The following is a 13,997-nucleotide window of genomic DNA, read 5'->3' as shown; positions in this document are numbered from 1 at the left end:
CTGGCTATTGCTGGCTATTGCTGACTATTGCTGGCTATTCGTAGTGGGAGACGAGCAAGTTCGGTGCCCACGAAGAATGCCGCATCGCCTGCAATGCGCGGACAACGTTCGGGCATTGCTATTGCACGGCGCTGCCGTAACAGGGAACCGGGAACTCGAATGAAAACGATGACACGCGGCACGATTGACGCGATCGCCGAAGGTCTGTCGAATACCTTGCCCGCAGGCTTGCGGCACGCGGACGATACGCGGCCCGGCTTCACCCGCAAAAAGCTGCGCAACGCGTTCGTCTATTTCGATCTCGACGGCAAGCGCATCGGCGATGACGCGCAGATCGCGCGCATCAACGCATTGGCGATACCGCCCGCCTATACCGACGTGTGGATCTGCCCCGACCCGCGCGGCCACATTCAGGCGACGGGACGCGATGCACGCGGCCGCAAGCAGTATCGCTACCACCCGCAATGGCGCGAGACGCGCGACGCCGACAAGTTCAGCCGCATGGCTGCGTTCGGCCAGGCGCTGCCGAAGATACGCGCACGCGTCGCACGCGATCTCACGCGTGACGGCATGCCGCGCGAGAAGGTGATCGCGGCGGTCGTGCATCTGCTCGACACGACGCTGATCCGTATCGGCAGTGTCGAATATGCGCGTGAAAACCAGTCGTATGGGCTCACGACGCTGCGCAAGAAGCACGTCACCATTCGCGCGGGCGAAGTGCGTTTCCGGTTCGCAGGAAAGAGCGGCATCGAGCACGACGTGACAGTCGACAATCCGCGCGTGAAGCGCATCATCCGCCAGTGCGCGGAACTGCCGGGCCACGATCTCTTCAAGTATGTCGACGAGGAAGGCGCGCGCCATACGATCGGCTCGGCCGACATCAACGATTACCTGCGCGAAGTGAGCCACGCGGATTTCACCGCGAAGGACTACCGCACATGGGCGGGCAGCGTGTACGCAATGGCCGCGCTGCGCGAACTCGTGTGCGAGAGCGCCGCCGACGCGCGCCGCCATGTCGTCGCGACCGTGAAGGACGTTGCGACGCTGCTGCGCAATACGCCCGCTGTTTGCCGGCGCTGCTATATCCATCCCGAAGTGATCGCCGCGTTCGAAGCGGGCGAACTGCAGGCGTTGCTGCCGCAGCGCACGAAACGCTACATGAAGGTCGACGAGGCCGCATTCGCCGCGCTGCTCGCCCACGTGCAAAAGCGCGAGCGGCTCGCAAGCCGCAGCGCGCGTAAAAACGGCAAGGCATCCGCGCGTGCGGATGCCGAAAAGGACATCGAAAACAGGCGGCTCGCGACGCTGCTCAGAAAGTCTCGCGCGCTGCGCAAGCAGACGGGTGCGCGAAAGCGCGCCGCCGGTGCCGCCCGGTAACGCGTCGCCGTATTACTCTTCGTATGCGGCCATCACCAGCCACATGTCGCGTTCGTCGTTGTGAATCTGCGCGGCCAGCGCGTAGTTGTCGTTCGGACCGCACGTTTTCAGCAGCGTGCGTTGCGCGGCTTCCGCATCGTCAAAGACGCGATCGCCCGCAAGCGGTCGCACTTCGCGCTTGCCTTCGAACATGTGCTGGTTCATCCGGTACACAAGAGGCTGGTTCTTCCAGACGTGGAAGCAGTCCTTGACGTGCTGAAAATCGCCGCCGCAGATGTTGCTCTGAAAGTGAATCTTCGATCGCATCGCATCACCTCCACATGCGCAGCCGTGTCCGTTGCCCCGGCCGATCGTGATGCCGTGCAACGCTGGATCGCCCGTCGAACGCGATAACGGGCTCGAGAGTCCATTCTCAAGAGTCCATCGCCGTCCGCCAGGCGGATCGCCACCTGCCGCAGTCATGCCGTGCTCTTCAAGTCCTCGATGAAGCAGCGCGGCGTCGAATCGATTCGTCCATTCGCGTTCGCATCAACATGATCCGCCGGTGCGACCATGAACCCGTGTCACTGGCTTGCGCCCGACGCGGCGGCAGTGCCGCTCGCGCCCATGCCGCCCGTGGCGGCAGCCGCAGCCGGTGCGCTGCCACTCGCTGCCGTATCGGCGCTGCTGTTGTCCGCCTTCTTGCAGGCGGCGCCCAACGACAACGCTGCGACAGCCATCGCAAGCAATGCCTGTTTCCATACTGACTTCGTCATGGACCCTCCCGTCTTCGTTGCTGGTCCGGCGCCGTGCGGACGCCGGACACACCGTTACATCCATGCTGTAGCGTGACTGGCCCTTTCTTCACTGGCCCTTTCGTCACTGGCCCTTCGTATCGCTGCTCGCGTCCGCGCCCGGCATGTTGGTCGTATCGGTAGCGGGTTTCGTGTGCGACGACTTCTTGTGCTTCTTCGCTGCGTGCGTGCCCGAAGAAGCCGCCCCAACCCCTGCCTGGTCCGACGAACTCATGCCGGCGCCGTTGCCGCCGCCGCCCGCCGATCCGCCGCCGTTGCCGCCTTGCGCAAATGCGCCGCCCGACAACGCAAACAATGCCGCAACGATCCATGCCTTTCTGTTACTCATCTACGTATCCCTCTCTGAGTGAATGGAATGCGGCCGACCACCGCGAAACCTGTTGCTGCCAATCAGAGTTCGAGCAAGCGCTGTGCCCCTGCAAGGCCGCGCCAGCTCTCGCTGTGCGGCCAGGACAGCACTCTTTTCGGCGATTCTTCGCAAGTTTGCGGCGGCTTCTCGCGCCCGCTTGCGCGATGCATGTCCGCGCGCCGTTTGATAATTACAAAGAGGACGTAAATCTTTCGTGCGATAAAGGGCGCAATATGGCGGCAGCACTTGACCCGTTGCCCTTCACGCCATTCACATTCAACCCAGGAGAATGACTTCATGCGTATCTCGACATCGTTTCTGTTCGACCTCGACGGCACGCTCGTCGACAGCGTGTATCAGCATGTGCTCGCATGGAAAGAGGCACTCGACGAAGAAGGCATCGAGTTGTCGGTGTGGCGCATCCATCGCAAGATCGGCATGAGCGGCGGGCTCTTCACGAATCAGCTGTTGCGCGAAACGGGCGGCGACATGAGCATCGAACGCGTCGAGCGGCTGCGGCGCGCGCACGCCCGCGCGTACAAGCAGTTGCACGCGCAGGTGCGGCCACTGCCCGGCGCGAAGGCGCTGCTGGCTGCGTTGACGGAAAGCGGCACGCCGTGGGCGATTGCGACCAGCGGACGAATGGAAACGGCCGCCGTGAATCTCGAGGCGCTCGGCGTCGACCCGTCGAAGACCGTCGTCGTGACGCGCGACGACGTCAAATACGCGAAGCCCGATCCCGACCTGTTCGTCGCAGCAGCACATCGTCTGAAGGTGCAGATCGAGCATGCCATCGTCGTCGGCGACAGCATCTGGGACATGCTTGCCGCGCGCCGCTGCCGCGCGCTCGGCGTCGGCCTGCTGTCGGGCGGCTACGGCCAGGAAGAACTCGAGCGCTCCGGCGCGCTGCGCGTCTATGAAGATCCGGCGGATCTGCTCGAGCACCTCGACGAAATCGCTGCACGGCCTTAACGTCCTTCGCCCTTTCCCTTTCCCTCTGCCTTTCATCGAAACTGCACGGCGTGCCGCGTGGCACGCCACGTGCAGCGCTTCCATCGTGGACATTCACGCACAGACAGGAGCGATCATGACTCGCGATCAGAACGCCAACGACATTTCGGAGACGCGCCCGGACGACGCGCCGCGCAACGAGCCGAAGCCGCCCGACAGGTCGAAGGACTTGCCCGAACTGCCCGATCCCGTAGAGGTCGGCGAAGCCGGCTGAGCCTTGCAACGTGTAAAGCAAGGCGCGGATAAGGAATAGCGGTTGCTTTCCAGTTTAACGAAGTAGGCGAAGTTCGGACGAACGCTTGAAGAAACCGAGGGAGAGGACATCATGACGCTGCAGAACCAGACGGGCGCAGGCGCGAACATCGTCGGCGCGACACGCGGCACGACGCGCGGCCCGGGGCCCGACGTGATGGCGGCCGACACGCTCGATGGCGACAAGGTGCTGAGCGCCGATGGCGACGACATCGGCAAGATCAAGGACATCATGCTCGACGTGCGCTCGGGGCGCATCGCCTACGCGGTGCTGTCGAGCGGCGGCTTTCTCGGCATCGGCGACAAGCTGCTCGCGATCCCATGGAGCGCGCTCACGCTCCACGTGGATCGCAAATGCTTTCTGCTCGACATGCCGACGCAGAGCGTGAAGAACGCGCCGGGTTTCAACAAGGATCATTGGCCGTCGATGGCCGATCCGACTTGGGCCACGTCGATCCATCAGTATTACGGGCGCGAGCCGTACTGGGGCAACACCGGGGGCAACCCCGGGGGCAACGACGAGTGGCGCGACAAGAAATCTGGCGTCGGCGATGTCGAGCCCGGCTCGTCGGACGCGCCCGAGGCCGGGGGCGTCAAGCTGTAGCGATTCGCGTCCGCTCGCAACGCAACGCAACGCTACGCCAGCATAGCGGGCGGACGCCGTTTCAGACAGGGAACATGATGGCTACCACCACGAAACACAGCGGCACATCGCGCTCGAAGAAGCCCGTCGCGCATGCGTCGACGCGCAAGAAAGGCGGCCGTCCGGCTCGCCAACGCCACTCGCAGGCGCAGGCCGCACATCGCGAACGTTCGGCGGCTTCGAGCCGCTCAAAGCGTAATTCGAAGTACTGGTCGCATCATGTGATGGAAACCAGCGACGCGATGGACATCGAGAAAGACATCTTCAAGACGGGGTCCGCCGATGAGATCGCGCAATCGCTGAAGCGCTCATCGACGCACAGCAAACGGCGCAAGGGCACGCCGTTCCAGTCGGCGATGTCGATGCTCAATTTCTACATCAACCGCGCAGGCCGCAATCTGCCGAAGACGCGCAAGAACACGCTGCAGCAGGCCAAACGCAAGCTGCGCGAAGCGTTCGGCCGCGCGCCGTGATCATGCGGCGCGTCACGTACTGATGCATGCAGAGACTGTCTGGTGGTATCTGATCGTCGGCGGCGTATTGATCTTCATGGGCGTCGCCGCGACGACGTTCAAGCGCCTGCCGCTGTCGGCCGCCATGCTCTATCTCGCGATCGGCTTTGCGCTCGGTCCGTCGGGGCTTGGCCTGCTGCAACTCGATATCGCGCGCGACGCGCATGTTCTGCGGCCCGTCGTGGAAGTCGCATTGCTCGTCTCGCTGTTCGCCATCGGCTTGCGCCTGCGGCTGCCTCTCGTCGCGCCGATGTGGGCGCTGCCGCTGCGGCTCGGCTTCATCGCAATGCTGTTGACCATTCCGCTGCTGACGCTCGCGGGCGTGCTGCTGCTCGGTCTCGACTGGGGTCCGTCGCTGCTGCTCGCGGCCACGCTCGCGCCAACCGACCCGGTGCTCGCGCACGACGTCCAGGTGCAGGATTCCGGCGACCTCGACCTGTTGCGCTTTTCTCTATCGGGTGAAGGCGGATTGAACGACGGTATCGCGCTGCCCTTCGCGTTGCTCGGCCTCGCGCTGTGTGCGCCGGACGTGACGGACCGCCTCGGCGGGCCAGCCTGGCGCTTTGCGCTCGAATCGGGGGCGGGCATCGCGGGCGGTCTTGCTATCGGCGGCGGGCTGGGCTGGATCATGACCGGTTCGGTTGCATGGCTGCGCACGCGGCATGCGCAGGCGCTCGGCCTCGAAGGGTTCTTCGCGCTTGGCCTGATCGGGCTTGCATTCGGCGCGGCGCAGCTCGCGCACTGCAATGGATTCGTCGCCGTGTTCGCTGCGGGCGTCGCGATGCGCCGCGTCGAGCATCGTGCGAGCGGCGGACGTTCGCCGCGCGAAGCGATCGGCACCGTCGATTCCGAAGACGTCGTCGCGACGGCCGCCGATCCGCAAAAGGCTCACGCCTATATGGCCGAGTCGGTGCTCGGCTTTACGATCGAACTCGAACGTATTGCCGAGGTCGCCGTGATGATGATCGTCGGCAATGTACTGGCCACATTATTGGCCGCCTCCCGCAGCACGCTTTTCACGTGGCAAAGCGCCGTATTGATCGCCGTGCTGTTCTTCGTGGTGCGGCCTTTTGCGGTGGAAGCATCGCTGTTGGGTTCGAGCGCTTCGCAGGCGCAACGCCGCTTGATGAGCTGGTTCGGCATTCGCGGGATCGGGTCTTTCTATTACCTTGCGCTCGCGCTCGAGTCGGTGCCGGCCGGGCACACGCAAGCCCTGCTCCCGCTTGTCCCGCTGACACTCGCGGTCATCACGTCGTCCGTCATCCTGCACGGCGTCACTGCCACGCCGTTGATGAACTGGTATCACCGGTTTCGTGATCCAGATCGATAAGCCGTCGCCAAAGCACGATAATCGGTCTTAAAGCGGTCTTTAAGCTGTCTTTAAGCGGCTTATTCGCTTTAACACAAGCCGCCATGCAAGACGAATACAAAAGCGCTTCACTTTTAGGACACGTGCTCCGTTTGCGACCGCGCGCTTCTGGTAAGCAAGAATGAGGCTAGGCGCACACTGGAATGTTGTCTATCATAGGCGCTGACGCAATTGAGCAGAACAAGACGTCACAACATCAATCTGCCATTTCATAGCAGAACACTGTCAATGACGTTAAGCGACTTGCATCGTTATTCGAGGGAATTCATTTGCGCATTCATGCGAATGCTTCCTTTGACGGCTTGCACTGTGCGCTTGCGGCACGTTGGCGTGCCATGCCGTCATGCATCGCTGCTGGCCGTCATTGCTTTGGCATGGCCCCTTCATGCCGCGTTGGCAGAAGACATTCAACAAGCTGTCGCGCAGCCTTCATTTGCGCTCTATTACGGCAAGACGCCGCCCGTCGAGATGCTTTCCGCATTCGACGCCGCCGTCGTCGAACCCGATAGCGGCTTCGATCCGCTTGCGCACCGTTTGCCGCACACCACCTGGTTCGCTTATGCAAGCGTCGGCGAAGTTCTGCCGTCGCGCAGCTATTACGCGGCGCTGCCCAAGAGCTGGCTGGCGGGACGCAATGAATCGTGGGCATCGCGTGTGGTCGATCAGAGCCAGCCGGAATGGCCCGCGTTCTTTGTCGAGCATGTGATCAAGCCGCTGTGGGACAAAGGCTATCGCGGATTCTTTCTCGACACGATGGATTCGTGGCAACTGGTCGCGAAGACGGATGAAGCACGCACACGCCAGACGGAAGGACTCGCGAATGTGATTCGCGCGATCAAGGCGCGTTATCCCGATGCGAAGCTGATCTTCAATCGCGGCTTCGAGATTCTTCCGCAGGTCCACGATCTCGTATACGCGGTTGCGTTCGAATCGCTGTATCGCGGCTGGAACCAGGCGCAACAGCGCTACACAGACGTGCCCGAGCAGGACCGCGCATGGCTGCTCGGTCAGGCAAAGACGATACGCGAGCAATATCGCCTGCCCGTCATTTCGATCGACTATTGCGCGCCCGCCGATCGTGCCTGCCAGCAGGACACCATCGCGAAGATCAAGGCGCAAGGCATCGTGCCATACGTGACGGACGGCGCGCTCGCGACGATGGGCGTCGGCGCTGTCGAACCCGTCAAACGGCGCGTTCTGGTCATTCAGGATCCGCCGCTGCGCACCGACCTGAACGTATCGCCCGGCGTGCGCTTCCTCGCGATGCCGCTCAACTACCTGGGCTACCGGATCGACTATCGCGACGCGCGCGATCCGCTGCCGGAAGGCGATCTGCGCAACCGCTATGCAGGCATCGTGCTGTGGCTCGAAGGCCAGGTGCCGAACAGCAACGCCTATCGCGACTGGCTCATCGCGCAGGTCGACGCAAAGATGCCGATTGCCGTGTTCACGACCTTCGGCACGCAGATGGACCCCGACCTCGCGAAGAAGCTCGACCTCGAAACGGTGACGGGCGCGCCGTCGAATGGCAAGCTCGACGTCGAATCGTACGATCCGAAACTGATGGGCTTCGAAATGAAGCCGCGTCCGTCGGCACGCGATTTCACGCCGGTCCGTGTCGGGCCGCATAGCCGTTCGCTGCTGCGCCTGCGTTCGGGAAACTTCGTGATCGATGGCGCGGGCATCACGCCCTGGGGCGGTTATGCAATGCGTCCATTCGGCGTTTATCAACTCGAAGCCGTGAATCAGGCACGCTGGGTCGCCCACCCGATCGAATTCCTGCGTACGGCCCTACGGCTGAATACCGATATGCCCGTGCCCGATACCACGACGGAGAACGGCGGGCGCCTGCTGATGTCGCATATCGACGGTGACGGGTTTGCGTCGCGCGCCGAGTACACCAATAACAAGCCGGCCAACACCGACATCACGCCGCAGTATTCGGGCGACATGCTGTATCAGCTGTTGCGCGATTCGGGCATGCCCACCACGGTGTCGCTGATCGAAGGCGAAGTCAGCGACGAAGGCCCGTTCAAAAGCTTCGCCCCGCATTTGCGCGCGATCGGCAGAAAGATCTTTGAATTGCCGAATGTCGAAGTCGCGACGCACACCTACACGCACCCGCTGCAATGGATGCGCGTCACCGGGCTCGGCGTGACCGACACGCGCGACACGCCGACGGAAGGCAGCAGCCAGACGAACAGCAGCGGCCTGTCGATCGACATTGCGGGCTACCGCTTCAATATCGACCGCGAGATCAAAGGCTCGATCGACTATATCGACGGCAACGTCGCGCCTGCGTCGAAACCCGTGCGCATGGTGTTGTGGAGCGGCGACTGCCAGGTGCCCTCGCCTGTCTTAAAGGCCGCTTATGAAGCCGGCGTGCTGAACCTGAACGGCGGCGACACGCTCATCACGAAGCGCTTTCCAAGCTGGGCCGCGATTGCACCGCTCGGCGTGATGAAGAACGGCTACTTCCAGATCTTCGCGCCGAACCAGAACGAAGAGTTGTATACGGACCTCTGGCACGGGCCGTTCTATGGTTTTTCACGCGTGCTGGAAACCTTCGCGATGACCGACACGCCGATCCGCTTCAAGCCAATGGACATCTACTATCACATGTTCACCGGCACGAAGTATGCGTCGATGAAAGCGTTGCAAGAGATCTTCGATACCGTGCTCAAACAGCCCGTCACGCCCGTGTTCACATCCGAATACGCGCGCAAGGTGCTCGACTGGCTCGACACCAGCATTTATAACGAGCCGGGCAGCAACGTCTGGGTCGTGCGCAACGAAGCGAATCTGCGCACGGTGCGTCTGCCCACGGGCAAGGTGCCCGACATGGCGGGCGCGACGGGCGTTGCGGGCTATCTGCCGGGACCGGGGGGCACCTATGTGCATCTGACGGGCGACGGCATCGCACGCTTCGCCGTGATCGACGAAACGGCTGCACAGCGGGTTGCACAGCGGGTTGCACAGCGTGCGCCCCGCCCTGTGCCCTATCTCGCCGAAGCCAACGGCATGCTCGATCATTTCGTGCGCACGCGCAGCGGCTTTTCGTTCGATCTGCGCTCGCACATCGCGCCGAGGTTCCGCCTCGCCAACGCAGGCGCATGCCGCGTGACGAAGCGCCCCATCACCCGCACTGCCAACGACTATCGTCAACTGCATGTCGACGTCGCCTGCGACACCTGACCGCCAGCGGCTCTTCTCGCCCGCTGTGATTCTCGTGCTCGGCCTGCTGGTCGGCGTGATGCTCGCGCTCGCCTTTCCGCGCGAAAAAATCGAATCGCGGCTGCTCGCGGGCGCAAACGTCGACAGTCTCACGATCGCCTATCTGGAAGCGTGGCTGCGCGTCGATCCCGACAACGCGGAAGTGTTATCCGAGTTGACGCGCGAATACCTGAAGGGCCAGCGCATCTCGGATGCGACGCGCATTCTGGATCGTCTCGCGCAGTCCAACGATGCGAACGCGCGGCACAGCGCATTGGCGATTCGCGTGTCGATTGCGCAGAAGCGCCTCTATTCGCTCAAACCGAACGACCCGGCACGCCCCGCGCGCATTCGCGAACTCGATGCGCTATTGCACGAAGCGCTCGCCGACCGGTGGGACAACGAGCAGCTGAAAATGCTCGCGCAGCAGGCGCGCGGACTGAACGACAATGATCTCGCCGCGCGCTACTACTCGCTGCTCGCTAGGTCCGATCCGGCGCATGCGCGCGAATGGCTCGCTGCGCTCGCGCAAACGCAGCTCGGCAACCAGCAGCATCGGGCGGCCGCCGATGCGTGGTTTGCTGCCCAGGCGCAAGCCACGACACTCGACGAAAAACGCGCCGCGTTCATCGCGGGTTTGCGCGCGCTGCAATCGGGCAACGACATGGCCGCGACGATGCAGGCCGCCGACGCACACATCGGCGATCTCGCCGACGACCCCGATACCTTGCGGTTTCTCGCGAATCTCGCACTGTCGGCGGGCCGTCCAGACCTCGCGGAAAAATACGTGAAGCGGTTGATGAAAATGTCCGCGCTCGATCCCGCCCAGGCCTTTGTGCTGCGTGCGTCTCATGAGCCGAAGCGCGCGGGCGGCGCGGGTCTGGTCGAACACCGAACGGAACACGGCGTGTGGCTGCGCGCCGCGTGGTATCGGCCGCCTGTGTCGCGCGGCGCGGCGCTGCGCCGGGCGCTGGGCAAGGCTTCGAGTGTCACGCATGTCGCGCGAGTCGAACGCATCGCCGCGTCCGAACCCGCGAGCGGCGCCACCGCCTCCGATTACGAACTCGCGTATCGCGTGTTTCTCGCGAATGGCGACGTTGCAAACGCGCAGCGCATCGCGCAATCGGCCGTCGACCGCGATCCGCAGTCGATCGAATGGCGCGCGCGTCTCGCGCAGGTCGCCGAATGGAATCGTCATCAGGACGTGGCGCTCGCCAACTACATGGCGATCGCAACGATGCGCGGCACCGACGACGACTGGAAACAGGTCGCGCGCCTCGCGCCAGGCCTCAATGACAACGCGGCGATGCTTGCCGTCACGCTGCACCAGGCCGATCGACAGCCCGGCAATCTGAAGCTGCTCGATGCCGTCGTGTTCTCGTACGAACGGGTCGCCGACCCCGACTCGGCGCTGCGCTATCTGCAGTCGCGCTTCACAGGTCCTTTGCGGCGAGCGGCCATGGAACGTTACGCGCAGGTGGCCGAGCGCAAGGGCGACGACGCTCTCGCGCTGCGCACGTGGCGCGATCTCGAGCGCGAATACGGCCCGAACGCCGCGTACGGACTGAAGATCGGCACGATGCTCTATACGCGTACGCAATTCGACGCGGCGCTCGCCGCGATGAACGAAGCGAAGCGCGCCGCGCCCGCATCGAACGACGACTTCTGGCGTTTCTATGCGCTGCTCGCCGATTCGAACCAGAACACGCGCGATGCGCGGGTCGGCTACCAGCAGCTGATCGCGGGCGGCAAGGCCGATCCGCAAGACTACGAGGCGATGACGAACTTCTTCAACGATTCGCCGCTCGACGCGGGCCGTCTCGCCGAATATGCGTACCGTCACGGCGGCCCGCCGCGCACGCTCTCCGAAGCGCTCTATGGTTATCAGCGCGCGCATGCGTGGGGGCGCATCGGCACGCTGCTTGCATCGCTCACGCCGGAGCAGCTGCGGGCAGCCGGGCAGTCGCCGGCGTTCCTGCTGGCGCGCGCGGAATATGAACGGCAGACGGGCGCGAACGATGCCGCACTGCGCGATATCGAACGCGCGGCCATGCTCGATCCGAACAACCCGGAAGCGCGCGCGGCGTACCTCTGGGTGCTGAACGAGCGCGGCACGGATGCGGCGCTGCTCGCGGCACTGCGCCGCCATGCCGGCGATGCCGAGACCGATCCGCAACTCTGGCCCGCGTATGGCGCGGCGTGGCTGCGCATCGGCGACGGGCGCAAGGCGCTGCACTACCTGCACAAGCAGGCGGCGCAAGCGAAGCAGAGTCCGCTGTGGCGGCTCACGTTCGCGGACGCGCTGGAACTGAATGGACGCGTCGACGAAGCATGGCGCGTGCGCAAGCAGGTGTGGATCGAACTGGCGCGGCGAAGGCGTGATCCGTCTCACGCCATGCCTCTGCCCGCGGCCGAGGAAGACGATCTGCGCGGCCGTTACGTCGCGCTCACGCAACTCTATGCCAATGGCGACCGCTCGCGCGCCGTGCTGATCGACATGCTGCGCGCGGATCGAAACGGAACGGGCGGCTCGGGCAATGACGAGCCGCCCGCTTCGGAACTCGGGGATATCGGCCAGTTGCCGCCCGCGAAACAGGACGAGATCCGCAAGCAGCAGCGCCTCTATTCGTCGATCGCACGCGAAGCGGCCATTTCGTGGGCACAAAATGAAAACGCGTCCGACATGGAGCGCGCGTGGCTCGACAAGCAGTACATCGACGACAGTCAGCGCCCTGTGTATGCCGAGGCGCAGCTCGCGATCAACGACGGCGACGTCAACGAGCTGGCGCGCCTGCTCGACACGCTGCCCGACCGGGTGCCGCGGCAGAACCGCGTCGATGCGCAGGCGCTCACGGGCCGCACATCGGCGGCGCAAACCAGCGCGTTCGAATCCCTCACGCGCGAGCCCGACGACGAAGTGATGCAGGCCATGGCGCGCGAGCAGCTGCTCAGCAATGCGCAGGCGCTGGCGGGCGCGTTCCGCTATGTCGATCAGGGCTCGCTGCGCTTCACGGAAGAATCGGCGACGGGCAGCATGCGTATTACGCCTTCGCAGAACCTGCAGTTCCGCTATCAGCAGCGCGATCAGACCGTGGACGGCTCACAGCTCGCGTACGCGCCCAAACACGACCGGCTCGCCGAAGCCATCTACGGCCACAAAGGTCAATATGACGAAGAGCACGCGACGCTCGGCCGCCGCAATGCGCTCGAAGACTTCACGATAGCGCGCGTCGACGGCACGTACAGCGTCACGCAACGCCTCACGCTGACATACGCGCTCGGCTACAACCAGGCTGCGACAGAATCGACGCAACTGACGGTGGGCGGCACAAAAGACCTCGCGACGCTCGGCTTCAACTACCGGCTCGACCCGCACTGGTTCGGCGGCGCGCGCTACGAATATGCGCGCTTTCATGGCCAGGACCGCTCGACGCTCGGCAACGGCAGTCTCGTCGAAGCGAACGTCGGCTACAAGATCAAGGCCGATTACCCCGACTACACGATCCGCGCCGTATTCGCGCATGGCCAGTACAACGCCACGGGCACGCCAGGCGAGCGCCTGCGCGTGCTGCTGCCCGACAGCACACCGTTCACGGCCGCGTCGTTCATGCCGCAAACCTTCACGCAGGGCGGCCTGATCTTCTCGTTCGGCGACGATCTGCCCGAACAGTATTCGAAGGCATGGCGGCCGATGTTCGCAGGCGGCCCGATCCGCGACTCGCGTGCGGGCTGGTCGGGACAGGCCGAACTCGGCGTCGCCGGCAGCGTGTTTGGCCACGACCAGATGCTGCTTTACGGCGCGTATCAAGGTGTTTCGTCGAACCACTCGACGTCGGTGAAGGAAGTCGGCGCGCGGTATCGCTATCTGTATTGACGAAGTATTGAAGAGTCCTGGAGGAAAACGACATGGATCACAGCACGAACATTCGCGCGCGCGCGACGGCGGCACTGGCATCCGCTGTTGCGCTGGCGGCGCTCACGCTCGCGGGCTGCGCGGTCGTCGATCGCAGCGCGCCGCCCGCGATCGCGAAGAACGACAGCGTCGCGATTCTGCCCATCGCGAACAACACGGAGACGCCGCAAGCGGGCCAGCGCGCGGCATCGATTGCGCAGAGCCTGCTTGCGTCGTACGGCTACACGAATCTGTCGCGCTACCCCGCGAGCGCCGACGACGAAACGCTGTTCGACGCCGCGAAACCCGACGCGCAGCAGAACGCGCTGAACTGGGCGCGCCAGCAGAACGCGCGCTATGCACTGACGGGCGCCGTCAACGAGTGGCGCTACAAGGTCGGCGTGGACGGCGAACCGGCCGTCGGCCTAACGTTCGATGTGATCGACGTGCAGACGGGCAAGGTCGTGTGGACGGGCACGGGCAGCCGCACAGGCTGGAGCCGCGATGCCGTATCGGGCGTCGCGCAGAAGCTGGAGCGCGATCTGCTGTCGCCGCTCGCGCGCTGATGTACGGCTCGAGGCACAC

The 13,997-nt window shown here is 64.0% G+C and carries 13 protein-coding genes; 9 read left to right on the top strand and 4 right to left on the bottom strand.

Annotated features, from left to right (window positions below):
- Positions 1-159: 159 nt before the first annotated feature.
- Positions 160-1,377, top strand: a complete 1,218-nt coding sequence (locus FRZ40_RS28480) for a DNA topoisomerase IB (protein ID WP_147236330.1) — start codon at positions 160-162, stop codon at positions 1,375-1,377.
- 12 nt (positions 1,378-1,389) lie between these two features.
- Here the strand turns inward: FRZ40_RS28480 and FRZ40_RS28475 are convergent, their stop codons facing one another.
- The 4 genes from FRZ40_RS28475 to FRZ40_RS28460 form a co-directional block, all read right to left on the bottom strand.
- Positions 1,390-1,683 (bottom strand): hypothetical protein, encoded by a 294-nt coding sequence (locus tag FRZ40_RS28475; protein ID WP_028366473.1) that lies wholly within the window; start codon positions 1,681-1,683, stop codon positions 1,390-1,392.
- A gap of 257 nt (positions 1,684-1,940) precedes the next feature.
- Positions 1,941-2,132, bottom strand: a complete 192-nt coding sequence (locus FRZ40_RS28470; protein ID WP_147236329.1) for a hypothetical protein — start codon at positions 2,130-2,132, stop codon at positions 1,941-1,943.
- A gap of 103 nt (positions 2,133-2,235) precedes the next feature.
- Positions 2,236-2,499, bottom strand: coding sequence for a hypothetical protein (locus FRZ40_RS28465; RefSeq protein ID WP_147236328.1), 264 nt, complete (start codon positions 2,497-2,499; stop codon positions 2,236-2,238).
- Positions 2,500-2,561: 62 nt separating this feature from the next.
- Positions 2,562-2,819 (bottom strand): hypothetical protein, encoded by a 258-nt coding sequence (locus tag FRZ40_RS28460; RefSeq protein ID WP_147236327.1) that lies wholly within the window; start codon positions 2,817-2,819, stop codon positions 2,562-2,564.
- Between FRZ40_RS28460 and FRZ40_RS28455 the strand changes: the two genes are divergently transcribed.
- The 8 genes from FRZ40_RS28455 (at position 2,818) to FRZ40_RS28425 (ending at position 13,978) form a co-directional block, all read left to right on the top strand.
- Positions 2,818-3,492 (top strand): HAD family hydrolase, encoded by a 675-nt coding sequence (locus FRZ40_RS28455; RefSeq protein WP_028366476.1) that lies wholly within the window; start codon positions 2,818-2,820, stop codon positions 3,490-3,492. The two genes, FRZ40_RS28460 and FRZ40_RS28455, sit on opposite strands and share 2 nt — an antisense overlap.
- A 115-nt stretch (positions 3,493-3,607) precedes the next feature.
- Positions 3,608-3,745: a hypothetical protein gene (locus FRZ40_RS44135; protein ID WP_158647038.1), complete on the top strand. Its 138-nt coding sequence runs from the start codon at positions 3,608-3,610 to the stop codon at positions 3,743-3,745.
- A 111-nt stretch (positions 3,746-3,856) separates the two neighbouring features.
- Positions 3,857-4,387 (top strand): PRC-barrel domain-containing protein, encoded by a 531-nt coding sequence (locus FRZ40_RS28450; protein WP_147236326.1) that lies wholly within the window; start codon positions 3,857-3,859, stop codon positions 4,385-4,387.
- 74 nt (positions 4,388-4,461) lie between these two features.
- Entirely contained in the window at positions 4,462-4,899 is a 438-nt protein-coding gene (locus FRZ40_RS28445; RefSeq protein WP_420873885.1) for a DUF3175 domain-containing protein, read from the top strand.
- A gap of 22 nt (positions 4,900-4,921) precedes the next feature.
- Complete coding sequence (locus tag FRZ40_RS28440; RefSeq protein WP_147236325.1) at positions 4,922-6,268, top strand: cation:proton antiporter; 1,347 nt, start codon at positions 4,922-4,924, stop codon at positions 6,266-6,268.
- Positions 6,269-6,535: 267 nt separating this feature from the next.
- Complete coding sequence (locus FRZ40_RS28435) at positions 6,536-9,502, top strand: bifunctional glycoside hydrolase/polysaccharide deacetylase family protein (RefSeq protein WP_147236324.1); 2,967 nt, start codon at positions 6,536-6,538, stop codon at positions 9,500-9,502.
- A complete protein-coding gene (locus tag FRZ40_RS28430) occupies positions 9,477-13,394 on the top strand; it encodes a tetratricopeptide repeat protein (protein ID WP_147236323.1) in 3,918 nt (1,305 codons plus the stop codon). Before FRZ40_RS28435 ends, FRZ40_RS28430 begins: the two co-directional genes overlap by 26 nt.
- A 32-nt stretch (positions 13,395-13,426) precedes the next feature.
- Complete coding sequence (locus tag FRZ40_RS28425; RefSeq protein ID WP_147236322.1) at positions 13,427-13,978, top strand: penicillin-binding protein activator LpoB; 552 nt, start codon at positions 13,427-13,429, stop codon at positions 13,976-13,978.
- Positions 13,979-13,997: the final 19 nt, after the last annotated feature.

The organism is Paraburkholderia azotifigens (assembly GCF_007995085.1).
GTDB lineage: Bacteria > Pseudomonadota > Gammaproteobacteria > Burkholderiales > Burkholderiaceae > Paraburkholderia > Paraburkholderia azotifigens.
This window is presented reverse-complemented; position numbering and strand designations above follow the sequence as displayed.

Excerpts from the sequence above, each read along its gene's own strand:
- FRZ40_RS28480 (WP_147236330.1), top strand. The coding sequence starts at position 160 with ATGAAAACGATGACACGCGGCACGATTGACGCGATCGCCGAAGGTCTG.
- FRZ40_RS28475 (WP_028366473.1), bottom strand. The coding sequence starts at position 1,683 with ATGCGATCGAAGATTCACTTTCAGAGCAACATCTGCGGCGGCGATTTT.
- FRZ40_RS28470 (WP_147236329.1), bottom strand. The coding sequence starts at position 2,132 with ATGACGAAGTCAGTATGGAAACAGGCATTGCTTGCGATGGCTGTCGCA.
- FRZ40_RS28465 (WP_147236328.1), bottom strand. The coding sequence starts at position 2,499 with ATGAGTAACAGAAAGGCATGGATCGTTGCGGCATTGTTTGCGTTGTCG.
- FRZ40_RS28455 (WP_028366476.1), top strand. The coding sequence starts at position 2,818 with ATGCGTATCTCGACATCGTTTCTGTTCGACCTCGACGGCACGCTCGTC.
- FRZ40_RS28460 (WP_147236327.1), bottom strand. The coding sequence starts at position 2,819 with ATGAAGTCATTCTCCTGGGTTGAATGTGAATGGCGTGAAGGGCAACGG.
- FRZ40_RS44135 (WP_158647038.1), top strand. The coding sequence starts at position 3,608 with ATGACTCGCGATCAGAACGCCAACGACATTTCGGAGACGCGCCCGGAC.
- FRZ40_RS28450 (WP_147236326.1), top strand. The coding sequence starts at position 3,857 with ATGACGCTGCAGAACCAGACGGGCGCAGGCGCGAACATCGTCGGCGCG.
- FRZ40_RS28445 (WP_420873885.1), top strand. The coding sequence starts at position 4,462 with ATGATGGCTACCACCACGAAACACAGCGGCACATCGCGCTCGAAGAAG.
- FRZ40_RS28440 (WP_147236325.1), top strand. The coding sequence starts at position 4,922 with ATGCATGCAGAGACTGTCTGGTGGTATCTGATCGTCGGCGGCGTATTG.
- FRZ40_RS28435 (WP_147236324.1), top strand. The coding sequence starts at position 6,536 with ATGACGTTAAGCGACTTGCATCGTTATTCGAGGGAATTCATTTGCGCA.
- FRZ40_RS28430 (WP_147236323.1), top strand. The coding sequence starts at position 9,477 with ATGTCGACGTCGCCTGCGACACCTGACCGCCAGCGGCTCTTCTCGCCC.
- FRZ40_RS28425 (WP_147236322.1), top strand. The coding sequence starts at position 13,427 with ATGGATCACAGCACGAACATTCGCGCGCGCGCGACGGCGGCACTGGCA.